This is a genomic window from Exiguobacterium sp. s140 (assembly GCF_018617035.1).
GTDB lineage: Bacteria > Bacillota > Bacilli > Exiguobacteriales > Exiguobacteriaceae > Exiguobacterium > Exiguobacterium profundum.
In genome coordinates this window covers 965,651-991,241 of sequence record NZ_JACSJK010000001.1, presented here as the reverse complement: position 1 = coordinate 991,241, position 25,591 = coordinate 965,651, and the positions used below count along the sequence as shown (strand labels likewise).

26 protein-coding genes are annotated in these 25,591 nt (G+C 47.3%); 23 read left to right on the top strand and 3 right to left on the bottom strand.

The features are described 5' to 3' along the window. The first annotated feature begins 37 nt into the window (after window positions 1-37). The 6 genes from KNO61_RS05150 (at window position 38) to KNO61_RS05125 (ending at window position 8,175) form a co-directional block, all read left to right on the top strand. Complete coding sequence (locus KNO61_RS05150; RefSeq protein ID WP_078146730.1) at window positions 38-2,230, top strand: FtsK/SpoIIIE family DNA translocase; 2,193 nt, start codon at window positions 38-40, stop codon at window positions 2,228-2,230. Window positions 2,231-2,632: 402 nt separating this feature from the next. Further along, on the top strand, window positions 2,633-3,352 hold the full coding sequence (locus KNO61_RS05145) for a GntR family transcriptional regulator (protein WP_078146731.1): 720 nt from the start codon (window positions 2,633-2,635) through the stop codon (window positions 3,350-3,352). Between the two features lie 130 nt (window positions 3,353-3,482). Beyond that, on the top strand, window positions 3,483-4,568 hold the full coding sequence (locus KNO61_RS05140; protein ID WP_214813466.1) for a BMP family lipoprotein: 1,086 nt from the start codon (window positions 3,483-3,485) through the stop codon (window positions 4,566-4,568). Window positions 4,569-4,631: 63 nt separating this feature from the next. Continuing rightward, on the top strand, window positions 4,632-6,158 hold the full coding sequence (locus KNO61_RS05135) for an ABC transporter ATP-binding protein (protein ID WP_078146732.1): 1,527 nt from the start codon (window positions 4,632-4,634) through the stop codon (window positions 6,156-6,158). Continuing rightward, window positions 6,155-7,219: an ABC transporter permease gene (locus KNO61_RS05130; RefSeq protein WP_047795404.1), complete on the top strand. Its 1,065-nt coding sequence runs from the start codon at window positions 6,155-6,157 to the stop codon at window positions 7,217-7,219. The genes KNO61_RS05135 and KNO61_RS05130 overlap by 4 nt, the downstream gene beginning before the upstream one ends. After that, window positions 7,216-8,175, top strand: coding sequence for an ABC transporter permease (locus KNO61_RS05125; protein WP_015881445.1), 960 nt, complete (start codon window positions 7,216-7,218; stop codon window positions 8,173-8,175). Before KNO61_RS05130 ends, KNO61_RS05125 begins: the two co-directional genes overlap by 4 nt. Window positions 8,176-8,333: 158 nt before the next feature. Here the strand turns inward: KNO61_RS05125 and KNO61_RS05120 are convergent, their stop codons facing one another. Continuing rightward, the gene (locus KNO61_RS05120) at window positions 8,334-8,582 is read right to left on the bottom strand and encodes a ferredoxin (RefSeq protein WP_015881446.1); all 249 of its coding nucleotides are present in this window, start codon (window positions 8,580-8,582) and stop codon (window positions 8,334-8,336) included. Window positions 8,583-8,724: 142 nt separating this feature from the next. On the opposite strand from KNO61_RS05120, the gene KNO61_RS05115 reads away from it, so the two are divergent. From KNO61_RS05115 to KNO61_RS05085, 7 genes are all read left to right on the top strand, one after another. Then, window positions 8,725-9,747, top strand: coding sequence for a YpbB family protein (locus KNO61_RS05115; RefSeq protein WP_015881447.1), 1,023 nt, complete (start codon window positions 8,725-8,727; stop codon window positions 9,745-9,747). Continuing rightward, window positions 9,731-11,158, top strand: a complete 1,428-nt coding sequence (locus KNO61_RS05110) for a RecQ family ATP-dependent DNA helicase (RefSeq protein ID WP_371816585.1) — start codon at window positions 9,731-9,733, stop codon at window positions 11,156-11,158. Before KNO61_RS05115 ends, KNO61_RS05110 begins: the two co-directional genes overlap by 17 nt. A gap of 41 nt (window positions 11,159-11,199) precedes the next feature. Next, entirely contained in the window at window positions 11,200-11,400 is a 201-nt protein-coding gene (locus KNO61_RS05105; protein ID WP_015881449.1) for a hypothetical protein, read from the top strand. A gap of 129 nt (window positions 11,401-11,529) precedes the next feature. Then, window positions 11,530-12,393: a MerR family transcriptional regulator gene (locus KNO61_RS05100; protein ID WP_078146734.1), complete on the top strand. Its 864-nt coding sequence runs from the start codon at window positions 11,530-11,532 to the stop codon at window positions 12,391-12,393. A gap of 60 nt (window positions 12,394-12,453) precedes the next feature. Next, complete coding sequence (locus KNO61_RS05095) at window positions 12,454-13,032, top strand: adaptor protein MecA (RefSeq protein WP_015881451.1); 579 nt, start codon at window positions 12,454-12,456, stop codon at window positions 13,030-13,032. Window positions 13,033-13,129: 97 nt separating this feature from the next. Continuing rightward, the gene (locus KNO61_RS05090) at window positions 13,130-14,056 is read left to right on the top strand and encodes a D-alanine--D-alanine ligase (RefSeq protein WP_078146735.1); all 927 of its coding nucleotides are present in this window, start codon (window positions 13,130-13,132) and stop codon (window positions 14,054-14,056) included. A 146-nt stretch (window positions 14,057-14,202) separates the two neighbouring features. Beyond that, window positions 14,203-15,471 (top strand): Glu/Leu/Phe/Val family dehydrogenase, encoded by a 1,269-nt coding sequence (locus KNO61_RS05085; protein WP_015881453.1) that lies wholly within the window; start codon window positions 14,203-14,205, stop codon window positions 15,469-15,471. 39 nt (window positions 15,472-15,510) lie between these two features. Here the strand turns inward: KNO61_RS05085 and KNO61_RS05080 are convergent, their stop codons facing one another. Further along, complete coding sequence (locus KNO61_RS05080; RefSeq protein ID WP_078146736.1) at window positions 15,511-16,491, bottom strand: YpdA family putative bacillithiol disulfide reductase; 981 nt, start codon at window positions 16,489-16,491, stop codon at window positions 15,511-15,513. 51 nt (window positions 16,492-16,542) lie between these two features. Continuing rightward, window positions 16,543-17,514, bottom strand: coding sequence for an asparaginase (locus KNO61_RS05075; protein WP_015881455.1), 972 nt, complete (start codon window positions 17,512-17,514; stop codon window positions 16,543-16,545). Window positions 17,515-17,621: 107 nt separating this feature from the next. Between KNO61_RS05075 and prsW the strand changes: the two genes are divergently transcribed. The 10 genes from prsW (at window position 17,622) to KNO61_RS05025 (ending at window position 25,517) form a co-directional block, all read left to right on the top strand. Continuing rightward, a complete protein-coding gene (gene prsW / locus KNO61_RS05070; protein WP_074037196.1) occupies window positions 17,622-18,278 on the top strand; it encodes a glutamic-type intramembrane protease PrsW in 657 nt (218 codons plus the stop codon). 15 nt (window positions 18,279-18,293) lie between these two features. Continuing rightward, a complete protein-coding gene (locus tag KNO61_RS05065) occupies window positions 18,294-18,959 on the top strand; it encodes a flagellar brake protein (RefSeq protein WP_214684462.1) in 666 nt (221 codons plus the stop codon). A gap of 74 nt (window positions 18,960-19,033) precedes the next feature. Continuing rightward, window positions 19,034-19,708, top strand: coding sequence for a (d)CMP kinase (gene cmk, locus KNO61_RS05060; RefSeq protein WP_031421747.1), 675 nt, complete (start codon window positions 19,034-19,036; stop codon window positions 19,706-19,708). After that, window positions 19,705-20,328, top strand: coding sequence for a lysophospholipid acyltransferase family protein (locus KNO61_RS05055; protein WP_015881459.1), 624 nt, complete (start codon window positions 19,705-19,707; stop codon window positions 20,326-20,328). The genes cmk and KNO61_RS05055 overlap by 4 nt, the downstream gene beginning before the upstream one ends. Window positions 20,329-20,482: 154 nt before the next feature. Next, window positions 20,483-21,631, top strand: coding sequence for a 30S ribosomal protein S1 (rpsA, locus tag KNO61_RS05050; RefSeq protein ID WP_015881460.1), 1,149 nt, complete (start codon window positions 20,483-20,485; stop codon window positions 21,629-21,631). Between the two features lie 137 nt (window positions 21,632-21,768). Further along, window positions 21,769-23,079, top strand: coding sequence for a ribosome biogenesis GTPase Der (gene der / locus KNO61_RS05045; protein WP_078146739.1), 1,311 nt, complete (start codon window positions 21,769-21,771; stop codon window positions 23,077-23,079). A 17-nt stretch (window positions 23,080-23,096) separates the two neighbouring features. Then, window positions 23,097-24,122, top strand: coding sequence for an NAD(P)H-dependent glycerol-3-phosphate dehydrogenase (locus tag KNO61_RS05040; RefSeq protein ID WP_031421751.1), 1,026 nt, complete (start codon window positions 23,097-23,099; stop codon window positions 24,120-24,122). A gap of 96 nt (window positions 24,123-24,218) precedes the next feature. Next, on the top strand, window positions 24,219-24,419 hold the full coding sequence (locus tag KNO61_RS05035; protein ID WP_015881463.1) for a DUF2768 domain-containing protein: 201 nt from the start codon (window positions 24,219-24,221) through the stop codon (window positions 24,417-24,419). 5 nt (window positions 24,420-24,424) lie between these two features. Continuing rightward, window positions 24,425-25,135: a hypothetical protein gene (locus KNO61_RS05030; protein WP_015881464.1), complete on the top strand. Its 711-nt coding sequence runs from the start codon at window positions 24,425-24,427 to the stop codon at window positions 25,133-25,135. 109 nt (window positions 25,136-25,244) lie between these two features. Then, window positions 25,245-25,517, top strand: coding sequence for an HU family DNA-binding protein (locus KNO61_RS05025; protein WP_015881465.1), 273 nt, complete (start codon window positions 25,245-25,247; stop codon window positions 25,515-25,517). Window positions 25,518-25,591 lie beyond the last annotated feature (74 nt).

Genomic DNA, 25,591 nt, shown 5'->3' with positions numbered 1-25,591 from the left:
ATCTGACTTTTGCCTTCTTTTTTTAGGAGGAACTGATGTGGCTCAAAAAACAAGAAAGACTCCCGTAAAGCGAAAGCGGCCAGCGACGCGAAATACGAGGAACCGTAAAAAACAACCGATTGCGCCACGTACATATGGGTGGGGCATCTTTGTCCTCGCCATCGTCGCATTCGTATTTGCCTTATTTGATTTAGGGTGGATCGGACAACAGTTGTCCGATTTATCTGTCTATCTTTTCGGAGGATGGGGTGCGCTCACTTACTTGATGATGGCAGTCTTGTTATGGATCGTACTCACTCCGATGAAGCCGATGCGACGAGCGGGACTATTCGCAATGCTCGCCTCGTTCTTACTATTTGGAGACTTACTTTGGGGAGAGGCGAGGGGTGGCATCAATGGCACTTTTTATAACTTGAACCAATATTTATTCTCTGACTTCGGGATTGTCTTCTTAGGAATCGTCTGCTTCCTTGTCGGTGTCTCGCTCTATGCCCCGACGATTTGGGGGACGCTCTATCATCGAATGCAGGAATCCGTCACGGCCGTCAGAAAAGAATGGCAAGCCAGACCGAAAGTGGAAAAGCAGCTAGAGACGAAACGAACGCGCAAAACGTCACCTCGTCCAAAACAAGAGGAAACGCAGCCGGACGCGGAAGTAGAGTCAGATGTGGTCACGATGCAAGACATTCCAATCGTCGGGTTTAGTGAGAAAGTCGTAGCAGAAAAAAGAGAGACGGAAGATCAACCTCGTACGGATTCTTCGGAAGTCGATTCCACAATCACGACCGAGGAGATGATGATGACTGCGGCCCAAGATGTCTCGGATACATACGAGCTTCCGCCATTCTCGAATTTGAAAGAGCCCGTCATTACGGATTTGTCTGGTGAGAATGCACGATTGAAAGAAAATGCATCCAAACTTGTAAAGACGCTTAAGTCATTCGGGGTCGGTGTCAAAGTGTTAAAGATTCACCTTGGTCCAACCGTCACAAAATATGAACTACAACCGGATATCGGTGTGAAAGTCAGTCGCATCACCTCATTAAGTGATGATTTGGCATTGGCGCTCGCTGCAAAAGATATTCGGATTGAAGCTCCGATTCCGGGTAAAGCCGCTATTGGTATTGAAGTGCCGAACCAGGAGGTCGCACCGGTATGCTTACGTGAAGTACTGGAAGCGGAGCCGGTGAAACAAGATGACTCGAAGTTACTCGTCGCACTCGGTCGGAGTATCAGTGGCGAGACGGTTGGGATCTCTCTCAATAAAATGCCGCATTTGCTTGTTGCAGGATCGACAGGATCAGGTAAATCTGTCTGTATCAACGGCATGATCGTGTCACTCTTGATGCGTTCTCGTCCGGATGAGGTCCGACTCATGATGATTGATCCGAAGATGGTCGAGTTGAACGTCTATAACGGAGTGCCACACCTGTTGACACCGGTCGTCACGGATCCGAAAAAAGCCGCCCAGGCACTGAAGCAGGTCGTCGCAGAAATGGAACGGCGGTATGAACTGTTTAGTCGATATGGAGTTCGCAATATCGAAGGTTACAATGAACTCGTCGATCAGTCGGATGACGAGGATGCGAAACGTTTACCGTTCATCGTCGTAATCGTCGATGAATTAGCGGATTTGATGATGGTGGCATCAAATGATGTCGAAGATGCCATCATGCGACTTGCACAAATGGCACGTGCTGCGGGTATTCATATGGTCCTCGCGACACAGCGCCCATCTGTCGACGTCATCACAGGAGTCATCAAGGCGAACATTCCGTCCCGCATCGCCTTTGCCGTCTCTTCTCAAACCGATTCAAGGACCATCCTTGATGGTGGCGGGGCGGAAAAGTTGCTTGGACGCGGTGACATGTTGATGCTTGCAAACGGAATGAACAAGCCGGTCCGTGTACAAGGTGCATTCGTCTCCGATCAAGAAGTCGAGACGGTCGTCAATCATGTCATCGCGCAACAACGTGCGCAATATGTGGAAGCGATGATGCCAAAAGAAGAGGAAGTGACGACGATTGATTCGGATGATTCATTGTTCGGAGAAGTCGTGCAATTCGTCATGACACAAGAAACGGCATCAACTTCGATGATTCAACGCAGATTCCGAATCGGGTATAATCGTGCCGCCCGTTTGATTGACTCACTTGAGGAAGCCGGGTATGTCGGTCCATCGGAAGGTTCGAAACCGAGGAAAGTACTCATTCAAGAGCAAACAGAATAATAATAAAAAACGAACGATTATATATTAGTATATATAATCGTTCGTTTTTTAATGCAATTTATACAATATAGAAATATTCGCTCTATCCTTAGATGTTCGCTATAATATAAATGTAATATAGCACATATGTCCTATATACTGAATTAGTACATACTTTTAAAAACTACTGAAACGCTTACATTTTTTAATAACGTTTACATTTTACAAAAGTTTTTCAATGGGGATGAAAATGAGTAAATTGGACTCAAAGGTACGGTTCGGCATGTTCCGAAAAAATATTTCCTTGATTCCGAACAAAAACTATTGCGTTCTAATTCTCGAATCCCTATACTTAATATTGGCAAGGACATTCATACGTCAGATGTCTGAGCACTGGTAAGTAAATTAAAGGTGGTGAGGCCAATGTCGATTAAGCTCGATCATCGATTGCTCTATCTTCGAGTGATTGAGAAAATTAAGCAAGATATCGACGCTGGTGTCTATCGTGAAGGGGAGAAGTTACCTTCAGAATTTGAACTTTCGAAGCAACTTGGAGTCAGTCGAGCGACACTTCGCGAAGCGCTCCGGATTCTCGAAGATGAGAAATTTGTCGTGCGAAAGCATGGGGTAGGAACATTTATCAGTTCTAAACCGCCATTCACGTCAGGAATTGAGGAATTGTTCAGTGTCACTGACATGATCACACGAGCAAAGATGACACCAGGAACGAAAGTATTGGTGGCCGAGAAAGTGTTGGCAACAGAGAGAGAAGCCGAGCGTCTCAAGATTGAGCCGAACTCACCGATTTATCGAATTGTACGAATTCGATATGCGGACGACACACCGGTTGTGTATTGTGTCGATAAAGTGCCGGCCCATCTCGTCTCGAATCCTGAGGCATTGACTGAAGGGAAATCTCTGTTTGATTCTCTCGAAAAAGAGGTAGGACGTCGAGTCGCTTATGCGATCACGCACATCGAACCGAGTGTCAGCGCTGAAATCTCGTCACAACTTCAGACGGACCAACCGTTACTCGCTTTAAAACAATTGCATTATGATGAGAGTGATTTACCATTACTCGATTCGGCCAACTTTTTCCGTGCTGATCGATTCGACTTCCATGTCGTACGTAAACGAGTTTAAACGAGCAGTTTCTGGACGGAAGAGTTATTTTTGGGTAATAGCGTGAAAGCGCTTTCTTATACCGGTGTAAAGACTACTGATAACATGACAACAAAAATTGTTATGAACCGAAAGGGGAAACACGACGATGATGAACAAAAAGAAAACGATTCTCTCAGCTTTAGCAGCAGGACTCACACTCTCTACAGTACTCGCAGCATGCGGTGGAGATGACAACGAAGGCTCATCTTCAAACGGTGAAGGCGGAGAAGGTAGCGACTTCAAAGTTGCAATGGTCACGGATACTGGTGGTGTTGATGACAAGTCATTCAACCAATCAGCTTGGGAAGGTTTGAAAAAGTTTGGTGAAGAAAATAGCTTAACTGAAAACGAAGGATACAAATATCTTCAATCAGCAAAACAAGCAGACTATCAGCCTAACTTGCAACAATTGGCACGTGATCAATTTGATTTGATCTACGGAATCGGTTTCTTGATGGCAGAGGATATTGGAAAAGTTGCAGAACAATTCCCTGATAACAACTTTGCAATCGTTGACTCGGTTGTAGATGCACCGAACGTTGCTTCAATCACGTTTAAGGAACAAGAAGGTTCATTCCTCGTAGGTGTAGTAGCTGGTCTTACAACGACGACTGATAAAGTTGGTTTCATCGGTGGAGTAGAATCAGACTTAATCAAGAAGTTTGAAAATGGATTTAAAGCTGGTGTAATGGCTGTAAACCCTGATGCGACAATCGACGTAAAATATGCTGAAGACTTCAACTCAGCTGAAAAAGGAACTGCAATTGCGTCAGGTATGTATGGATCAGGATCTGATATCATCTATCATGCAGCTGGTGGTACAGGTGTAGGTGTATTCACTGAAGCGAAAAACCGTAAGAAAAACGGTGAAGAAGTTTGGGTCATCGGGGTTGACCGTGACCAGTACGAAGAAGGTCTTCCAGAGAACGTTACTCTTACGTCAATGGTTAAACGTGTAGATACAGCGACACTCGAAGTGTCGAAAATGGCAATGGACGGTAAGTTCCCAGCTGGTGAAGTGGTTGAATTCTCACTTAAAGATGAAGGTGTAGGAATCGCACCAACTTCTGAAGAAAACGTTACTGCAGACGTGCTCACTAAAGTTGATGAGTATCGTCAACAAATCATCGATGGTGATGTTGTTGCACCAGCAACTGACGCTGAGTTCGAAGAGTTCATGAAAAACGTAAAATAATTCATTTGAGTATAGGGGGGACCCACGTGGTCTCCCTTTACTTAAAGTTAGGGGTGAACTTCCTTGGAATATGTAATTGAAATGCTAAATATTCGCAAAGAGTTCGGTACGTTCGTCGCGAACGACAATATCACACTCCAATTGCGTAAAGGTGAAATCCATGCGCTTTTAGGAGAAAACGGGGCCGGGAAATCAACGCTCATGAACGTGTTATTTGGTCTCTATCAGCCTGAAGGTGGAGAGATTCGCGTACACGGAAAGAAAGTGGATATTGAAAATCCGAACATCGCCAACGAACTTGGAATTGGAATGGTCCACCAACACTTTATGTTGGTTGAAAAATTCACAGTCACTGAAAACATCATTCTGGGTCTCGAACCGAAGAGTGGGGTCACAATTGATCGCGCCACAGCTCGGAAGAAGGTCATGGACATTTCAGAGCAATACGGACTTAAAATCGATCCTGATGCGAAGATTGAAGATATTTCAGTCGGCATGCAACAACGTGTTGAAATCTTGAAGACGCTCTATCGTGGAGCAGATATTCTGATTTTTGATGAACCGACGGCAGTGTTGACACCACAAGAGATTCAAGAACTTATCCAAATTATGAAACGTCTGATTGCTGAAGGTAAGTCGATCATCTTGATTACGCACAAGCTGAAGGAAATCATGCAAGTTGCGGACCGCTGTACTGTCATTCGTCGTGGACGCTACATTGGAACGGTCGAGGTCGACGAGACGGTAAATGAAGACAGTTTAGCTGAAATGATGGTTGGTCGCGAAGTAAACTTTGATGCAGAATATTCGAAAGCCGATCCACAACAAGTCGTTCTCGACGTTCAAAACCTCGTCGTCAAAGATGGTCGCGGTTTGAAAGTCGTTGAAGGATTGGATTTACAGATTCGTGCTGGAGAAGTACTTGGTATTGCAGGAATTGACGGGAATGGTCAGACGGAGTTGATTGAAGCCATTTCAGGTTTGAAAAAGCCGGAGTCTGGTAAAGTGTTGCTCAACGGAAAAGATGTCACAGGACACACGCCGCGTAAGATGACCGAGGCAGGGATCGGACACATCCCGCAAGATCGTCATAAACACGGACTTGTTCTTGACTACTCGATTCGTGACAACATGGTACTTCAAACGTACTATAAAGAACCGTTCTCGAAACGAGGTCTCATGAACTATAAAGCTGTGGCTGAGAAGGCGAAGGCGTTGATTGAGAAGTTTGACGTCCGAACTCCATCAATTGATGTTCCAGCGCGTGCTCTCTCGGGAGGGAACCAACAGAAAGCAATCATTGCACGTGAAGTCGATCGCTCACCAGACTTACTCATCGCCGCTCAACCGACTCGTGGTCTCGACGTTGGGGCGATTGAATTTATTCACGAGCAGCTTATTAAAGAACGTGAAAAAGGACGCGCCGTCTTACTCATCTCGTTTGAACTTGATGAGATTTTACACGTATCCGACCGTATCGCTGTTCTCTACGAAGGGAAAATTGTAGGGATTCGTGATCCGAAAGAGACGACGGAGCAAGAGCTAGGCTTCTTGATGGCCGGCGGTAAGAGAGGGGACGAAACAGAATGAAAAAATTAAGTTTAAACCAACTTCTCATTCCATTCCTATCCATCATTTTAGGACTACTCGTCGGTGCTATCGTCATGTTGATTGGTGGGTACGACCCGGTTCAAGGGTTTATCTCGTTATTTGAAGGAATGTTTGGTAGTCCGTATGCCGTCGGTGAAACATTACGTGCTGCAGCCCCGCTCATCTTCTCGGGTCTTGCGGTTGCATTCGCCTTCCGTACAGGACTATTCAACATCGGGGTAGAAGGACAAGTGTTGATCGGCTGGGTCGCAGCCGTTTATGTAGGGATTAACTTCGACTTACCGATGTTCATCCATTTACCGCTCGCGCTCCTCGCGGCAATGGTCGCAGCTGCGATTTGGGCGTTCGTTCCTGGATTCTTGAAAGCGAAGTTTTACGTGCATGAAGTCATCACGTCAATCATGATGAACTATATCGCGCTATACACGACGAACGCGATATTGCGTAGCGTTATCGGCGTAACGAACGAGCGTACAGAGTCAATCAACGACTCGGCGTCTCTCGCCTCGCCATGGCTCCAAGAGTTGACGACGTATTCACGTCTTCACTGGGGTGTGCTTGTCGCAGTACTTGCGGCAATCGTGTACTACTATATCCTTCAACGTACGACACTCGGTTATGAGTTACGTGCCGTCGGATTCAACAAACATGCATCACAATACGCAGGGATGAGCGTCAACCGTAACATCGTCCTATCGTTCGTCATCTCTGGTATGTTCGCCGGTCTCGCTGGTGCGATGGAAGGTCTCGGAACATTCGGCAGTATGACCCTCTCGGCATCGTTCACTGGTGTCGGATTTGACGGGATTGCCGTCGCCCTTCTTGGTGCGAACACTGCGATCGGAGTCATTTTAGCAGCGATTCTCTTCGCAGGGTTGAACATCGGTGGATTGGCAATGCAGCTCGGTGCGAACGTACCATCTGAGCTCGTCAAAGTCATCATCGCAGCCATCGTCATCTTTGTAGCGTCTGGATATGCGATCAACTATGTCGTTGAGAAACTTAAAGGAAATCGTAAGAAAGGAGTGGAGAAAAAATGAACTTCTTAGAAGTCCTTTATATCGTCGTACCGGTTGCGCTTGCCTATGCGACTCCACTCATTATCGCAGCACTTGGTGGAATCTTCAGTGAACGTTCTGGTGTCGTCAACATCGCCCTTGAAGGAATCATGGTCATCGGTGCCGCGACAGGAATCATCACGACGCTCACCTTGACTGATTTAGGTGTTGGTGCCTCTAGCCCATGGATTGCCTTGCTTGTCGCCATGGTCGTCGGCGCGTTGTTCTCCCTCTTCTTGGCCGTTCCTGCCATCCTTTGGCGTGCGGATCAGACGGTTCTCGGGGTGGCGATCAACATGCTCGCTATCGGTCTCGCCATCTTCGTCGTACGTGTTCTTTACAACAAAGGACAGACCGACTTTATCGAGTACCGGATCGCAAAAGAAAATGTACCCTTTTTATCCGATATTCCCGTGTTGAAGATGTTCTTTATCAACGTCCAATACACGTCGTTCGTTGCGATCGCCTTGGCGTTCGTTGTGTGGTTCGTCATCTTCAAGACGCCGTTTGGACTTCGTCTTCGTTCGGTCGGAGAACATCCGATGGCGGCTGATACGATGGGAATCAACGTCACGAAAATGCGCTTCATGGGCGTCATGCTCTCTGGTGCGTTTGGTGGTCTTGCCGGAGCGGTTTATGCTGTGACGGTCACGACGAACTTCAGCGGAACGACCATCGTTGGTCAAGGGTTCTTGGCGATTGCCGCAATGATTTTCGGTAAATGGAATCCGCTCGGTGCGCTTGGTGCCGGATTGTTCTTTGGATTCGCTCAAGCCCTCTCGATCATCGGAAGCAACTTGCCGGTCATCAATAACGTGCCGCAACTCTTGCTCTTGATTGCACCATACGCCCTCACGATTCTCGCTCTCGCTGGACTCGTTGGTCGTGCGGATGCGCCGAAGTCAGTCGGTATCCCATATATTAAAGGGAAACGTTAATTCGAGATAGGACATATGTCCATTTCGTCTAGGTTGTTTGGTGCTTAAGCCAAACAACCTTTTTTGATATACTTGTCTAGAGATGTCATGATTAGACTCGGTTACATGCGAAAACACAAAAAAGACATATCAGTACAGGACCGATATGTCTTTCACGATTATTCGAATTTTAAAGCGTCGCCGTCAAACGACTCGTCCGCTACTTTGATCGAGTCTGTCGGACAACCCTCGAATGCATCCATCATGTCTTCGTATAACTCATCTGGGATTTCAACAGTACCTGTGTTGTCATCCATCAAGTTGAACGCAAGACCTTCATCATCATAATCGTAAATATCTGGTGCTGCCGCGCCGCAAGCTCCGCATGCGATACATGTATCTTTATCGACGATTGTAAATTTTGCCATGATAATAACCCTCCAAACGGTTCGTTTCTCTTAGAAATCATTCTACTGACTATGAGTAATTGTAGTCTACATACCCAATTATTTCAATGAGGAAACGAGCGTCTTTTTGGTAGGATAATGATTTTTTTAAGGAAGTGACGATTTGGTTCATTTAGCGGATGGAGTTCTTCTGCTGGCCATTAAACGATTAAATGGAGAACGGAGTGAGCGAAGTCTCTACCATGTCCTGAATGGGAAGCGCTCGGCCACGACGCTACAGGACGCATTTTTTTATGACTTAGAGCCTCTTTTTGGACAGTTTCCACAAACGACTTATTCGTATGAATCTGTCCTGAAACAACTTGAGAAACGAGGATGGCTCGACCGTAAACGATTCAGATTGACAGAGGCGGGAGAAATGCTGGCTTCACCAGAATCGGTCGAGCAACTATTCAATCGGTTGGGCGGGGAACGCCGTGATTTTAACGCGACCACGTGGAAACGCTTGAGTTTGTTCGTGCAGACGTTCATGTCAAAAGAACATGCCCGGACATTCTATCCGGTACAAGCCGATCGTCCAGCAGAGCAATGGGTCAAGCAGTTGTTACATCTTGATCGGGATTGGAAAGCGCTCATGCGAACGTTTCATCAAGAGATTGAACAAGCACTTGAACAAATCGGGGACCCGTATGCGACGGCCGTCGTCTATCGATTCACAGGAGCGTTTGAGACGGGTCTGACGTACGAACAAATCGCCAGCCTGCTTCATGTTGATGCCGAGACGGCTCGTTTGTATTTTTTGGCCGGATGGAACGAACTGTTAATGGTCTTGCCGGATGATGCCAAACTACGGGGATTTACGTACGGCTTATCGACGGACCGGATGACCTATTCAGCACGTGAGTCATATGAGTTGTTCTTAAAGGGATACACGTTCCAACAGGTTCAAGCGAAACGGCGTTTACGTACGAGTACGATTGAAGACCATGTCGTCGAGATGGCGATGTATTTAGAAGTCTTCCCGCTCGAACAATTTGTACCGATGGAGGATGTGGTCACGATTGAAGAGTTGCGGCATCCGGATAGCTGGGCGTTGAAACCGGTATTTGAGAAAATGGGACGTGTCAGTTATTTTCAAATTCGACTTGTCTTCGCCAGACTGAAACGAGGTGAGAGTTTTGTATGAAGCGACATTAAAACGAGTGTTCGGGTATGAATCGTTTCGTCCTGGGCAACACGACATCATACATGCCGTGATCGAAGGGCAGGATGTATTGGCCGTCATGCCGACGGGGGCGGGAAAATCGCTGACGTTCCAACTTCCTTCTTATATTAAAAATCAAGGGCTCACGGTGATTGTCTCGCCATTACTCTCACTCATTGAGGACCAGATGCTGCATATACGAGAACGGGGAGAGCGTGGTATCGCTCGTTTGACGTCGATGGAATCGGCTGAAGAGAAGCAGGACATCATCAACCATTTGAAACGTTACCGTTTTTTATATCTTTCACCCGAACAATTGGCCGTTCCTTATGTGACGCGTGCTCTGGCGAATGTGAAAATTCAAATGCTCGTCATTGACGAGGCGCACTGTATCTCACAATGGGGGCATGAGTTCCGTCCTGAGTATGCGCGTTTAGGTGAGTTGCGAAAACAGATTGGGAGCCCCCAGTGTATGGCGGTCACGGCGACGGCGCCAGAAGGCGTGAAACAGGACATCATTGAAAAGCTGGCACTGTTCTCACCTGAACAATTCGTCCACTCTGCCAATCGTCCGGAAATCCGATTGTTGGTTGAACGGTTGGAAAAAGAGAAGAAACTTGAGCGATTGAAAGAGTTGATTCAAGAGATTCCCAAACCTGCAGTCGTTTACACGGCGACCCGTCGCGAGGCAGAGGCGTTAGCCTTTGAGCTAGAGGATGCATTGTTTTACCATGGAGGCATGTCTACGGAAGACAGGCGACTCGTGCAGTCCCAGTTTTTACGGGACGAAGTGTCGGTCATGGTATGCACGAGTGCGTTCGGGATGGGTGTGAACAAAGACAACGTCCGTTCTGTCGTTCATTTTCAGTTGCCGGCAACAGTCGAGGCATACATGCAGGAAATCGGACGAGCGGGGCGTGACGGACAACCCGCATTCGCGGTCCTTCTATATGCCGATGGCGACGAACGCATCCAGCAATTTTTAATCGACGGACAGTACCCGAAAGACGAGGACATGCGACTAGCCTATTTTGAGCGTGAGAACGGGACGTCGTTCGCGCAACTACCAAGGTTGTTACGCATGAATGAAGAAGACCCGAAGTTTCTCCTGCTGAAGCAATTGTTGACAGAACGTTCGCTTCAAGAAGCACTCGATTGGGTAAAGGAAAGAAAGCGTGATCGGTATCGTCAACTCGGACAGATGATGGATTATGCCCTCATCCGGACATGCCGACGCGATTACTTGCTTCGTTATTTTTCCGAACAAACGGTCGACCAAGAAGAATGCTGTGATGTTTGTGGGCCGATTCCGTTCCCGGATACACCGCAAATCGTCCGAAAAAATGTGACAGAATGGAAAATTCGGTTGACGCAAATCTTTTCCTTTGAATAATATCATAGTAAAATGATAAAAAAGGTAAAGGAGGGCATACGTTGCGACATCGGAATCAGGCGGATTCTTTACGCGAGCAATTGGCGGACACGTTGCCGTCTCGAGCTGAGAGGCAAGAGGGCGAACGGAAGAGGAAGTTAAATGATAACTGGATGAAGCGCCCGTTGGCGATGACATTAACCTTCGCCATGCTAGCGATTATTCTCATTTTCATATATATCGGGCGACACGCCATATTTTAAACTAGGTGCGAACAGAGTTCGCATCTTTTTTTATTCTTAAAAAATTCTCGATTGCACAATAAAAGGGGTAAACCTCTTGCGTTGAGGATATACTTATATCATAAGAACGAGTAAGAGAGGAGGGCGGAGATGCCGAAATACTCCATCAAGACCGTGGCGACCTTGACAGGCGTCAATCCGACGACCATTCGCGCTTGGGAACGTCGCTATCAGTTTATCGTGCCGAGCCGAACGGAATCCGGTCACCGCCTGTATTCAGATCAGGATGTTGAAAAAATCAAATGGGTCGTGAACAAGCAGAAAGAAGGGCTTTCTGTCTCACAAGCCATTCAACAACTTCATCAAGCGCCTGAACCAGAACCGACAACGGCCAAACTATATGATGAAGAATTGAAAGACGGGCTGCTCCATGCGTTGCTCTCATTTGATGAACGGACAGCTCATGATTTGATCAATCGTGCGTTTAATACGTTCAGTTTTGAAAAAGTGACGAAGGATGTGATTGGGCCACTGCTCATGGAAATCGGTTCACGATGGGAGAATGGCTCGATTACTATTGCCCACGAGCATTTCGCCACGGCATTTTTACGAGCGCGACTTTCGACGCTGTCCCTTCAGATGCCGATGAACCCCTTCCTGCCACGTATCACTTGTGTCTGTGCACCTGGGGAGATGCATGAGATCGGATTATTGTTTGTCACGCTCTATTTGCGTCAACATGGATACGACGTCATCTTTTTGGGAGCGGGTTTCCCGAAAGAAGATTTGAGTAAAGCGTTACATGATATCGACACGTCTTGTCTCATCTTCGCATGTACGTTGACTGAGCATATTCCGAACTTGTTAGAGGCGATGGATTATATTCAAAACGAGCATCCTGACTTAAAAATTGGTACAGGTGGATATGCGGTCAGCCTGGAGAGAGGTCGATTCAATGGGTCATTTCTTGGCGACACTCCTGAAGAGTGGACAAAATGGTTATCAACTATTTGACACGGGATGAAAACGGGAGTAGCTTATTATTAGGATTGACTATTCACTGGAGGTTTTCGATTGAGATTTGAAAAACAAACAAAAGAACATCTTCGTGTATATGTGACTGCGAATGAGCTCTCGTTACGTGGAATCGCCATCGATACGATCGTGGGGGAAAACGGTCAGCAGCTGTGGAAAGAACTTCTTGAAACAGCAGAAAGTGAGTACGGATTTTCACCGCAAGGAGCGGTTGATTTGAATGTGACAATGTTTCCTCGCGATGGACTCGTCATCGATGTTCAAAAAGGTGAAGCGATTGCTGAGCTCGATGTCGAACAGGTCGAGATTCGATTGACGATTGACGTGATCCATCATTTGATTTATCAGTTCGATGACATTGAAGATGTGATCAACGCCTCGATTCGTCTGTTCCCGCATATACATGAAACCGAGCAGGGTGGGACGCTTTATCATTACAATGGTCGTTACTATCTTCACTTCGTTGAAGTGCTTCCTTCGCAGGTAGAAGAACGACTCGCGGCCATTTTGTCCGAGTACGGCAAGACGACTACGGTCAGCCCGTACGTTATGATGGAATACGGAAAGACGATTCAAACTGAACAAGCCGTGAAAGAGCTGTACGATGCATTCGCATGAGTACGGCTTTTTTTACTTTTCTGTTCCTATTGTTTTTAGGATGTCCGTGTTATGATTAGACTTGAATTTTCAGTAGTTAGTTGAAGGAGAGATTGGAATGAAAGTCGCTGTTTTATATGGTGGAGTGTCAGGAGAACGAGAGGTATCCCTCACGAGCGGGCAAGGAATGATAGAAGCGTTGACGGAACGTGGTCATGAGGTCACGTCCATTGACTTTCATCCGGAACGTGCAAACGAGTTATTAACGATGGACGTCGATGTCGTCGTCAGTGCGTTGCACGGGAAGTATGGTGAAGATGGTCGTGTGCAATCGTTATTAGAAATGGCTGGGATTCCTTACACGGGATCAGGTGTCTTGGCATCTGCACTGGCGATGGACAAGGCGAGAGCGAAGATCATCTTCGCGGCATCCGGGATCCGCGTCGCGCGTGACGTCTTAATCGAGTCACGGGAATCGATCGATGCAAAAGTCGCTGAGTGGGGGATGGAATTCCCATGTGTCGTCAAACCAGCGCAGGAAGGATCGTCGAACGGTCTGACGATTGCCATGGACGAAGCGATGTTACGTGAAGGAATTGAAAAGGCGTTTGCTTGTGATTCAGCGGTACTTGTTGAACAGTACATCAAAGGGAAAGAGCTGACAGTTCCCGTCATCGGGAACTTCGGGAAAGAAGAGGCTCTTCCTGTCATTGAAATCATTCCAAAAAATGAATTTTACGACTATGAATCGAAGTATACGGAAGGTGGTTCGATTCATGTCTGTCCGGCTGAAATCTCGGACGATTTGACATCAGAGGTTCAACAGGCGGCAGTCCTGGCGCATCGCGCGCTCGGTTGTTCAGGATATTCGCGCTCTGACTTCCTCGTTTCAGAAGAAGGCAAAGCCTACATTTTAGAGACGAATACGCTACCGGGCATGACGCCGCTTAGCCTGTTTCCGGATAGTGCAAAGACAGTCGGAATCTCGTACGGTGAGCTATTGGAACGCTTTATCGAGCTCGCAATTGAGCGCGTAGCGAAGTAAGACATCTGGATCACGTCATCCATCGAGAAAACGCTTTCATTATTTTTGAAAAGCCCTTTCAAATTGAACGCGTATCAGCTATACTTTTAAACGAATACGAGGTTAATTCTTGGGGGAGAATTGACAATTTAGGGGAGGAAACCTTCATGATTACGGATCAAGAAAAAGGTCATCAAAAACGAAAAAACATCTTGGAATCGACACAAGAGGTAATTCACGAAGCTTTAGATAAACTCGGCTATCCAGATGAGATGTACGAGTTATTAAAAGAACCGCTTCGCATGCTGACCGTTCGGATCCCTGTTCGCATGGACGATGGCTCAACGAAGATCTTCACAGGCTATCGCGCTCAACACAATGATGCGGTCGGACCGACTAAAGGGGGAATTCGGTTCCACCCGAGCGTAACGGAGGTAGAAGTCAAAGCATTATCAGTATGGATGAGTTTAAAAGCTGGAATCGTCGACTTGCCTTACGGTGGTGGGAAAGGCGGAATCGTCTGTGACCCACGCGAGATGAGTTTCCGTGAAATCGAACGTTTAAGTCGCGGATACGTCCGGGCCATCAGTCAAATTGTTGGACCTACAAAAGATATCCCGGCTCCGGACGTGTTCACAAACTCACAAATCATGGCATGGATGATGGATGAATACAGTCGCATCGATGAATTCAACTCACCTGGATTCATTACAGGAAAACCGCTCGTTCTTGGTGGATCGCATGGTCGTGAGACAGCGACGGCAAAAGGCGTGGCCATCATGATTCGTGAAGCGGCACTCCGTCGCGGAATCGAATTGAAAGGTGCACGGGTCGTCGTCCAAGGATTCGGAAACGCGGGAAGTTTCCTTTCTAAATTCATGTACGATGCAGGGGCGAAAGTCATTGCAGTCAGTGACGCGTATGGAGCCATCCATGATGAGAACGGTCTCGACATCCCTTACTTGTTAGATCGTCGCGATTCATTCGGTACGATTTCGACATTGTTTAAAAATACGATTTCAAACAAAGAAATGTTAGAGCTCGATTGTGATATTTTGGTTCCGGCTGCGATCGAGAACCAAATTACAGAAGACAATGCGGATGCGATCAAAGCATCGATCGTGGTCGAGGCGGCCAACGGTCCGACGACGAACGAAGCAACGAAAATTTTGACTGAACGTGGAATTCTCCTCGTGCCTGACGTGTTGGCGTCAAGTGGTGGGGTTACGGTGTCATACTTCGAATGGGTACAAAACAACCAAGGTTACTATTGGACGGAAGAAGAAGTTGAGGAGAAACTTGAAAAAGTACTCGTTCACTCGTTCAATACGGTATACAATACATCTTCGGCCCGTAAAGTCGATATGCGTCTCGCCGCTTACATGGTCGGTGTACGCAAAATGGCGGAAGCCTCACGTTTCCGTGGGTGGGTCTAATCAAAAAAAGTTCGGTCAACTCAAGTTGACCGAACTTTTTTATACGTTAATACGATTTGCGATCGCTTCGGCAATCGCCTTGCCGTGGAATCTACCGTTCTCAATGAAGATCTTGTTCGCATCGTTTCCGGCTGCGACCACGCCAGCAATGAAGAGGTGTTCGACATTTGTTTCAAACGTTTCTTCATCGTACGTCGGGATACCACTTTCTTCATCGATCGCAATGCCTGCACTTTCGAACAGGTGGTGGTCGGGCTGATAACCGGTCATCGCGAAGACATGATCTGCATAGACATGTTTCTCTTCGCCATGTTGACGGTAGTAAACTCCATCATCGGTGATGCGTTCGATTGTCGCCTCAAACTCCATTCGAACTTTCTCATGACGGACGAGTGAGTCGAAGTTTGGGAGGACCCATGGTTTGACGGAAGGGCTATACGAATCACCTCGATAGAGCACCGTCACATAGGCACCGGCCTTTTCGAGTTCGATTGCCGCATCGACAGCGGAATTTTTCCCACCGATGATCGTGACGTGTTGTCGATAATAAGGATGTGCCTCGTTGAAATAGTGATGGACGTGCGGCAACGTTTCGCCAGGCACGTCAAGCAGACGAGGGCGACCATAATAGCCTGTTGCCAATATCACATAGTCCGCTTCCCGAACGGTTTCACCACGTCGTTCATGTCTCGATGTCACGACGAACCGGTCATTCTTTTTATCGACCGACTCGACCGTTTCGAACGGGTAAACGTTTAAACCAGTACGTGTGACGACTTCTCGATAATAGACGAGTGCATCTTGACGACGTGGCTTCAAATCCTTACATATGAACGGAATGTCTCCGATTTCGAGCAGGCTCGCAGACGAGAAGAACGTTTGATGCGTCGGGTACCGATAGATGGCGTCGACGATGTTCCCACGCTCAATCACCGTACAAGAGACTCCAATCTTCTCGAGTTCGATGGCGGCCGAGAGGCCACATGGCCCGGCACCTACAATAATTGCTTGTTTGTTCACTGAATATCACCTCTTTGCTCATTGTAGGGAAGGGGGCGCAGTTGCGCAAGGTTATTGCTGGAAACTAAAACTATGTTCCATGACTGACTGGGATGAGCCGGACTCGAGTTCAACGAGAAGTCGTAAACGAGCTTTTTGTGAATTCAATCCGTTTGAAAAAATGACACCCATCTCTTTCAGTTGTTTGCCACCCCCATCGTAACCGTAAACATCTTGAACGATTCCGTTGAAGCAACGGCTGACGATCACGACGGGAATCTCTTTGACTAAATGTTCGAGTGCGGATAAGAGGGACGGCGGAACATTCCCTTGTCCTAACACTTCGAGGACGAGTCCGTCGTATCCAAGCGTGATTACAGATTCGAGTAAATCCGGTTCCATGCCTGCGACGACTTTCAATACGGCTACACGTTTTGAAATGGACGAAATCATTTTCGGCTGTCTCGTCGCCGGTTGGCTATAGATGAGTACGTGGTCCTTTGTGACCATACCCACGTTACCGAAGTGTACAGACTTGAATGTGTCGACTGAAGATGTGTGCGTTTTGGTCACGTTAAATGCCGAATGGATCTCACCGTTGAAAACGACAAGCACGCCTTTTCCACGAGCCGCTTCGCTCTTGGCGACGCGAAGCGCTGTGATTAAATTAAATTCCCCGTCCGAACCGACCTCGTTCGAGGACCGCATCGCACCTGTCAACACGATTGGGACAGGCGCACCGAGCGTGATTTGTAAGAAGTAAGCCGTCTCTTCTAATGTATCGGTACCGTGCGTGATGACGACCCCGTCATACGTGTCTTGTGTCAGTTCACGTTGGATGAACTGTGCCAATTCAAGCATCTTCTCTGGAGTCATGTGAGGTGACGGGATATTTGAAAAGTGCTTTGTTGTAATGTGAGCAATATCCGTCGCTTTCGGAAGGGTGGCGTCGATTGGATTGACATCGCTCGGTTCGACGTGTCCTGTGCCGGATTGTGACATGGCGATAGTACCGCCGGTGTGGATCAGTAATAAATGATTCATAAGTGTCCTCCTAATTATTTTTATGAAGATTTCCATTTTCTAGGCGTTCTCTACTTTTTCTTTCAGACAATTCAGTGTATGCTAGGGAGAGAAAGGAGAGATGCATCATGATCGCAATCGCCTTGTCTGCGGTTGCACCTGGGCTCGCCCTTCTTTCCTACTTCTATCTACGCCATGAGTTGGAGGCGGAACCGCTCGGATATGTGATTCGTTCTTTCGTGGCTGGAGCCGTTCTCGTGTTCCCGATCATGTTTATCCAATATGCGTTCGTTGAAGAGGGAGTGCTTACTGGACCGTTTTGGCAGGCGTATGTCGCCACTGCCCTGCTTGAAGAGTTTTTTAAATGGTTTATGATTTATTATACAATATATATACATAAAGTCTTTGATGATTACTACGACGGGATTCTCTACGCGGTCGCCTGCTCATTAGGCTTTGCGACTTTAGAGAATTTTTTATACTTATGGGTGTACGATTCATTAGAAATTGCGATTTGGCGAGCGATCCTGCCTGTGAGCGGGCACGCTTTGTTCGCGGTCGTGATGGGATACTGCTTAGGACGAGCGAAGCATTCGATTCGAGAACGGCTCTGGCTGTTCATGGCAATCTTTTCTGCGACGGTCATCCACGGAACGTTTGATTTGATTTTGATACTCGAACCGAATCAAAAGCTTCCTGCCGTGCTTTATATCGTCATTTTATGGACCGTGGCACTTTTACTCGTGCGAGCGGCAAACTTGTCCAATCGTCGACAATTTAAATAAAGGGGAAGAATCAGTATGTTAAAAGAAGGTCAAGAACTGAGAATCGAAGTGGAAGGGCGTGCAGAGGGGAAAACGAAGATTGCAGCCATAACCGATCAAGTCGTATGGATTGAGTCACCGAGTGACATGGCGACGCTCAAAACATTTTTTTTACATGAAGAGGAGGCCATGCGGGTCTTTTTCTTCCAAGGAGACAATCAGCTGTTCGCATTCGACACGAAAGTCGTGAAGCGGATCAGCGATGCCCAAATGACATTACGCTATGCGTTCAATTTGCCAGACGAGAAAAAAATCAAACGGATTCAGCGTCGTGAATATTTACGTGTTCCAGAAATGATTGAAGTGACCGTTCTTGCAGCCGATGGGGAAAGTTTCGAATCGTTCGAAACGACATCTCTTGACATATCTGCTGGGGGGATGAAAATCATCGCCAACCGCGCTCCAATCGAAGTAGATGAGTCCCTGATTGTCGTGTTTCGAATTGAGGATGAGCATGGCTCGCCCCAGAACTTCCGTCTTAAGAGCCGCCTTGTTCGCGTACATAAGCAGGAAGTGAAGCAAGAACTCTCTTTGGCATTCGAAGATTTGACCCCTCGTGACCAAGAGACGATTTTGCGATACTGCTTCCGTGTTCAGCTTGAAGCGCGAAAGCGGACAGGGTCTGTATTTTCTTCAAGATAAAAAACTGTTATGATGTTCTCGGGATTATTGACCGAGAGGAGGAGGGTATCGGGAACACTCGATACCCGTTTTGTATGAAAAAATCATTACAAATTGCTTTAGATGGACCGGCGGGTGCCGGGAAAAGTACGATTGCCAAGTCGCTTGCGAAACAATTAGGGTATGTGTACATCGATACCGGTGCAATCTATCGGGCCGTGACGTATCGCGCCTTGAATGAAGGGATTGCGCTCGAGGACGGACCTGCACTTGCTCAGATGATCGAGAACATGTCACTTCGTCTCGTCCCGTCTGAAGAGGGACAACGCGTTTTTGACGGAGAGGAAGAGGTGACATCTGTCATTCGCTCAAGCGAAGTGACGAATAACGTCAGTTTCGTCGCACGTCAACCTGAAGTGCGTGATGCTTTGATGGACCTTCAACGTGATTTGGCTAAAGAAGGCGGTGTCGTCATGGACGGCCGTGATATCGGGACACATGTCTTGCCAAATGCCGACTTAAAAGTGTTCATGACCGCTTCGGTCGAAGAACGTGCCCGTCGTCGCCATGAAGAAAATGTCTCGAAAGGCATCCCGAGCGACTATGAACAACTGATCGAAGAGATTGCGCTTCGTGACAAACGCGATTCGGAACGTGAGGTGGCACCTTTACGTCAAGCAGAGGATGCCCATTTCCTCGATACGACCACGTTATCCATTGACGGAGTGGTTCAAGCGATTGAACGATTAATTGAAGAGGTGAAAGCATGAGTAAGCCATTGAACAATGGACCGTTCGGCATGTATCGATTAGCGAGAGCTGTCGTGAACGTCATTCAACGAGCATCGTTTCGGGTCGAATTCATCGGACGGGAGAACGTTCCGATGGACGGGTCGATTCTCGTCTGTTCGAACCATCAGTCAAATTGGGATCCGGTATTACTCGCCTGTGCGATTCCAAAGCAGCGTCCCCTTCGCTTTTTTGCGAAGAAAGAACTTTTTAGTGTCCCGGTACTGAAGCACATCTTGAATCGGGCGGGTCAAATTCCAGTATCTCGTGGAGAAGGTGACCGACAAGCGCTTCGTGTCGTACTTCAAAAGTTGAAAGAGGATGAAGTCATCTCTATATTTCCTGAAGGAACGCGTTCAAAAGACGGTACGCTCGGGAAAGCGCAAGCCGGTGTCGGATTCTTCGCGATGCGTTCGGATGCGCACATTTTACCGATCGCCATCATTGGAAAGTATAAATTTCGCGCAAAACTCCGTGTCGTCATCGGGAAGCCGATCGACTTGTCAGAACTGAAAGCACGCAAGGCGAGTGCACAAGAAGCGGCCGACTTGATCATGGATACGATTGCCGACCTCTACTTGAAGCACTCATTCACGAAGTGAAAAACGGATTGTGGAATTGAGGTTTAAACTTCTTTCAATAGAGGTACAATCTTCATAACGCCTTGACAAATTCTCGGAATTATAAGAGATTTATACTAGGTGTAAGCGCCTTTGGCGCTCCTTTTTGTACTCATCGTGAGGGGGTAGTGTTGGAATGGTCGAAGAAATGAAAGATATGCCTGATTTTGAAATTAATCGTGGTCAAATTGTGACCGGAACAGTCGTCAAAATCGAGGATAAGCAAGCGCTGATCGATATCGGTTATAAGACCGAAGCGATTTTGCCAATTAGCGAAGTATCAAGCATGCATCTAGACGATTTAAACGAATCACTCCAAGTGAACGACGAGATTCGTGTCAAAGTGAAAAAGGTCACGGACGAAGAAGTAGTCGTTTCGAAAAAAGACGTCGATGCCGAAGCAGCATGGGATCGGATCGTTGAAAAATTCGAATCGGGTGAAGTGTTTGAAGTGATGGTGAAAGATAAGGTCAAAGGTGGTCTTGTCGTCGATATTGGAATCCGTGGATTTATCCCTGCATCCCTTGTCGAAAGTCACTTCGTCGAAGACTTCTCGTCATACTTGAATAACCCAATTACCGTAAAAGTCGTCGAGATTGACCGCGAAAAAAACCGCGTCATCTTGTCACATAAAGCAGTTGTCGAAGAAGAGATGAGCGCGAAGAAATCGGAAACGCTCGAATCGCTTGAAGTCGGACAAGTAATTGAAGGAACGGTCCAACGATTGACTGATTTTGGTGCGTTCGTCGATATCGGTGGCGTGGACGGTCTCGTTCACATCTCGGAAATGGCCCATAGCCGTGTGGAGAAGCCGAGCGACGTCGTAACTGAAGGCGACCGCGTGAAAGTGAAAGTACTCGGGCTCGACTTAGATAATGAAAAAGTAAAACTTTCCATCAAAGAGACACAACCTGGTCCATGGGAAACCATCGAAGGGAAGATCCAACCGGGGGATGTCATCGAAGGAACCGTCAAACGCCTCGTGACGTTTGGTGCGTTCGTCGAGGTCGCACCACAAGTGGAAGGTTTGCTTCACATCTCGCAAATTGCGAACCGTCACATCGCGACGCCGTCTGAAGTCTTGTCAGAAGGCCAAGAAGTGAAGGTGAAAGTGCTAGATGTTCATCTCGATGATAAGAAAATCTCATTGTCGATGCGTGCGCTCGAATCATCTGAACCGACTCGTCAAGATGATGATCAAGCGTTGCTTGATGAATATAGCGACCAAGGAGGATTCTCTGTCTCGGAATTGACAGGTGATGATTCTTCGGACGACTCTAAATAAGATGATCGTTCAAGCGGGAGTCATGCTCCCGCTTCTTTTTGTATGGTCACTTAATTTTGCCTGTGATATGATAGGTAAGTTGCGTTTCGAAATGATGAAATGATGAAATTTTGATAGAAAGTTAGTGAGGTGTTGTTATGGGAATTCCAGTAGTGGCCATCGTTGGCCGTCCGAATATCGGAAAATCCACAATTTTTAACCGTATCATCGGTGATCGTGTCTCGATCGTCGATGATAAACCGGGTGTCACACGTGACCGTATTTACGGCACAGGAGAGTGGCTCAACCGTAAGTTCCATTTAATCGATACAGGTGGGATCGAAGTAGGGGACGAGCCGTTGCTCGTTCAAATGCGTCATCAGGCGGAACTTGCAATCGATGAAGCGGACGTCATCATCTTCATGGTGAATGGACGTGAAGGGATCACGGCGGCTGATGAAGAAGTCGCGAACTTGTTGTTCCGTTCGAACAAACCAATCGTCCTTGCCGTGAACAAAGTGGATAACTTTGAAATGCGAGATCTCATGTATGAGTTTTATTCTCTCGGATTTGGAGATCCGTTCCCAATTTCGGGTACACACGGGTTAGGACTCGGTGACTTACTCGACCAAGTATTTGCACTCGCTCCAGAAAAAGACGAGTACGAATACAACGAAGACGTGATTCAGTTCTCGTTGATCGGTCGCCCGAACGTCGGGAAATCAAGCTTGACGAACTCAATCCTTGGTGAAGAGCGCGTCATCGTTTCAAACATTGCGGGTACGACTCGTGATGCGATTGATACACCGTTCACACGTGACGGACAAGAGTATGTCATCATCGATACGGCAGGTATGCGTAAACGCGGGAAAGTATATGAATCAACAGAGCGCTACAGTGTCATGCGCGCACAAAAGGCGATTGAACGCTCAAACGTGGTTCTCGTCGTCCTCGACGGGGAAGAAGGAATCATCGAGCAAGACAAGCGTGTCGCTGGTCTCGCGCATGAAGCCGGGAAGGCGATTGTCATCGTCGTCAATAAATGGGATGCCGTTGAAAAAGATGATAAGACGATGAAGAAGATGGAAGAGAAGATTCGTCAAGAATTCTTATTCCTCGACTATGCGCCGGTTGTCTTCTTATCAGCGCTCACGTCAAAACGCTTACAGACATTGTTGCCTGTCATCAAACAAGTGGCTGAAACACATCGCCGTCGAATCTCGACGAGCGTGTTGAACGATGTCATCGTCGATGCGGTTGCGATGAACCCGACACCGACGGATAAAGGACAACGATTGAAGATCAACTACGCAACTCAAGTGGCCATCGAGCCGCCGACGTTCGTCTTGTTCGTCAACGATCCTGAGTTGTTGCATTTTTCGTATAAACGTTATTTAGAGAATCAAATCCGTAAAGCATTTGACTTCACCGGGACACCGATTCACATCGTGGCTCGTCAGAAAAACTAATAACGGGGGTGCCACTTATGGCAAACGTAGCTGTCATCGGAGCAGGGAGCTGGGGAACGGCCATCTCGCTCGTGTTAGCAGATAATGGCCATGATGTCCTGCTCTATGGACGTGAACAAGAACATGTGGATGAAATCAACTCGTCACATACGAACTCGTTTTATTTGAAAGACGCGCCATTACCTGAATCCATTCGTGCGACGACGAACTTGAAAGAGGCGTTAGACGGTCGGAGTATCGTTTTTCTCGTCGTCCCGAGTTCGGCGATTCGTCCTGTCTCAAAGGAATTGAACACCTTGTTGACGGAACCTGTCACCATCGTTCATGCCGCGAAGGGGATTGAACCGAAAACGCATAAGCGTCTTTCAGAAATCATCGCCGAAGAAATCGAACCGGCTAAACGTCGGGCAATCGGTGTATTGACAGGACCGACTCATGCTGAAGAGGTTGCGGTCCGGAAACCGACGACCATCACGATTGCATGTGCTGACCTTGATGTCGCGGATGAAGTGCAGGAACTCCTCACAAACGATCAGTTCCGCGTGTACTTGAATTCTGACGTCGTTGGGGCCGAATACGGCGGAGCACTGAAAAATATCATCGCTCTAGCGGCAGGTATGACGGATGGACTCGGTTATGGGGACAATGCGAAAGCTGCCCTCATGACTCGTGGGATTGTAGAAATTGCGCGACTTGGCGTGAAGCTTGGAGCGAACCCGGCCTCGTTCTCAGGATTGACAGGAATCGGAGACTTGATTGTGACAGCGACGTCACAACATAGCCGTAACTGGCGAGCCGGTAATGCCATCGGGCGTGGTGAAAAGTTAGAAGACGTTCTCGGAAACATGGGAATGGTCGTCGAGGGCGTCCGCGCCTGTGAAGCGGCCCACTCCCTTGCGAAAGAGGCAGGTGTGGAGATGCCGATCACAGAGGCGCTCTATAACGTGTTGTTTGAAGGGAAAAGCCCTCATGATGAAGTGAAGAAATTGATGAGACGCCCGCAAAAACACGAGATGGAACAAGTTTTCCATTTTGAAGAATAGACAGATTGAGAGAGGAGCTGACGTTTTCGTTCAGTTCCTCGCCTTTTTTTGCTAAACTTGAATTCTGGAGAACATAGAGAAAGTAGGGGGATAGACGTGACACCGTCACTCATCAAAATGTGGATATCATTCGCAGGGATCGGGGCTTTCGCCATCGCTGCATTAATGGTCGCACTCAGTCATACAAAACTGAGCGGTTGGTTCGCCACGCTCGTCAGACTGATTGCCTTCATCATTTTCTTATTTGGGACTGTTATCATGATTTTTGTCGTCGTCTCAGGACCGACTGGAGGATAAACGTGATGAAAAAAAAGATTGTCGCTATCAGTTTGATTTTGACGACACTGTTAGCTGGATGTATGTTTCCTGATTCAGAACGGGCCAACAATATCCCGTATGAAGATCAATTGAATACGGTACAAAGTGCGGTCGATGCCTATCGTGAGCAATCTGGGGTATTACCAATCAAAACAAAACCGGCGGAAACGCCTCTCATGGAGCGTTACCCAGTTGAATTCGCTCGTCTCGTGCCCGGTTATTTAGCGGACCCACCGGCGAATAGTTTCGAAGGTGGCGGGTTGTTCCAATATATCCTCGTCGATGTGGAGACGGAACCGACTGTGAAGTTGATTGACTTGCGTGTGTCTGAACGGTTGCAGCAACTTCAAACGAACATCAACGCGTTTCGGGCAAAAGAAGGCAAGTTCCCATTTGACGGATCATTAGGTAAGAATCAGTTCACGCTCGATTATGATAAAATCTTTGTCACGGAAGAGCCGTTCATTCCAAGTCCCTATTCGGACCGTGAACTTCCAATCTATGTGGATGGCACGGGACAACTGTTTGTAGACTATCGAGAAGATGTGAAGGAAGCGCTTCAAAAGACGGATGAGTCGCCGGAAATAGGCGAAGACATTCGTTATTTGCTCTATAAAGATGCTCCATTCGCCCCAGCTTATTCGCAAGGATACACAATTGATGAACAAGGAGAGGTCGTGTTTTTAAACAACTGAACCTGTTTTGATAGTGAATGTCGCGAAATCATGCAAAAAATGTTGTCATATCAACGTTTGTACGATATGATTAATCCCGTAAACTCCCTGTGAGAGGAGGTGAATCGTGATGAACAAAACTGAATTGATCCAAGCTGTTACTGAGAAAGCCGATGTTTCTAAAAAAGAAGCAACGAAAATCGTAGAAGCTACGTTTGAATCAATCACTGAAGCACTCCAAAACGGTGAGAAAATTCAATTGATCGGTTTTGGTACTTTTGAAGTTCGTGAGCGTGCTGCCCGTAAAGGTCGTAACCCACGTACAAAAGAAGATATCGAAATCCCAGCGAGCAAAGTTCCTGCATTTAAAGCAGGTAAAGCGCTCAAGGATGCGGTCAAGTAATCTGCAATACATAAGTCGCCGAAAGGCGGCTTTTTTTGTTGGGTTTGCGAGTTCGAATGACGTGAATGTGACAA

Bases quoted from the DNA above. Each gene is read 5' to 3' on its own strand.
- KNO61_RS05145 (WP_078146731.1), top strand. From the start codon at position 2,633: ATGTCGATTAAGCTCGATCATCGATTGCTCTATCTTCGAGTGATTGAG.
- KNO61_RS05140 (WP_214813466.1), top strand. From the start codon at position 3,483: ATGAACAAAAAGAAAACGATTCTCTCAGCTTTAGCAGCAGGACTCACA.
- KNO61_RS05130 (WP_047795404.1), top strand. From the start codon at position 6,155: ATGAAAAAATTAAGTTTAAACCAACTTCTCATTCCATTCCTATCCATC.
- KNO61_RS05125 (WP_015881445.1), top strand. From the start codon at position 7,216: ATGAACTTCTTAGAAGTCCTTTATATCGTCGTACCGGTTGCGCTTGCC.
- KNO61_RS05120 (WP_015881446.1), bottom strand. From the start codon at position 8,582: ATGGCAAAATTTACAATCGTCGATAAAGATACATGTATCGCATGCGGA.
- KNO61_RS05100 (WP_078146734.1), top strand. From the start codon at position 11,530: ATGCCGAAATACTCCATCAAGACCGTGGCGACCTTGACAGGCGTCAAT.
- KNO61_RS05090 (WP_078146735.1), top strand. From the start codon at position 13,130: ATGAAAGTCGCTGTTTTATATGGTGGAGTGTCAGGAGAACGAGAGGTA.
- KNO61_RS05085 (WP_015881453.1), top strand. From the start codon at position 14,203: ATGATTACGGATCAAGAAAAAGGTCATCAAAAACGAAAAAACATCTTG.
- KNO61_RS05075 (WP_015881455.1), bottom strand. From the start codon at position 17,514: ATGAATCATTTATTACTGATCCACACCGGCGGTACTATCGCCATGTCA.
- prsW (WP_074037196.1), top strand. From the start codon at position 17,622: ATGATCGCAATCGCCTTGTCTGCGGTTGCACCTGGGCTCGCCCTTCTT.
- KNO61_RS05065 (WP_214684462.1), top strand. From the start codon at position 18,294: ATGTTAAAAGAAGGTCAAGAACTGAGAATCGAAGTGGAAGGGCGTGCA.
- cmk (WP_031421747.1), top strand. From the start codon at position 19,034: ATGAAAAAATCATTACAAATTGCTTTAGATGGACCGGCGGGTGCCGGG.
- KNO61_RS05055 (WP_015881459.1), top strand. From the start codon at position 19,705: ATGAGTAAGCCATTGAACAATGGACCGTTCGGCATGTATCGATTAGCG.
- rpsA (WP_015881460.1), top strand. From the start codon at position 20,483: ATGGTCGAAGAAATGAAAGATATGCCTGATTTTGAAATTAATCGTGGT.
- der (WP_078146739.1), top strand. From the start codon at position 21,769: ATGGGAATTCCAGTAGTGGCCATCGTTGGCCGTCCGAATATCGGAAAA.
- KNO61_RS05040 (WP_031421751.1), top strand. From the start codon at position 23,097: ATGGCAAACGTAGCTGTCATCGGAGCAGGGAGCTGGGGAACGGCCATC.
- KNO61_RS05030 (WP_015881464.1), top strand. From the start codon at position 24,425: ATGAAAAAAAAGATTGTCGCTATCAGTTTGATTTTGACGACACTGTTA.
- KNO61_RS05025 (WP_015881465.1), top strand. From the start codon at position 25,245: ATGAACAAAACTGAATTGATCCAAGCTGTTACTGAGAAAGCCGATGTT.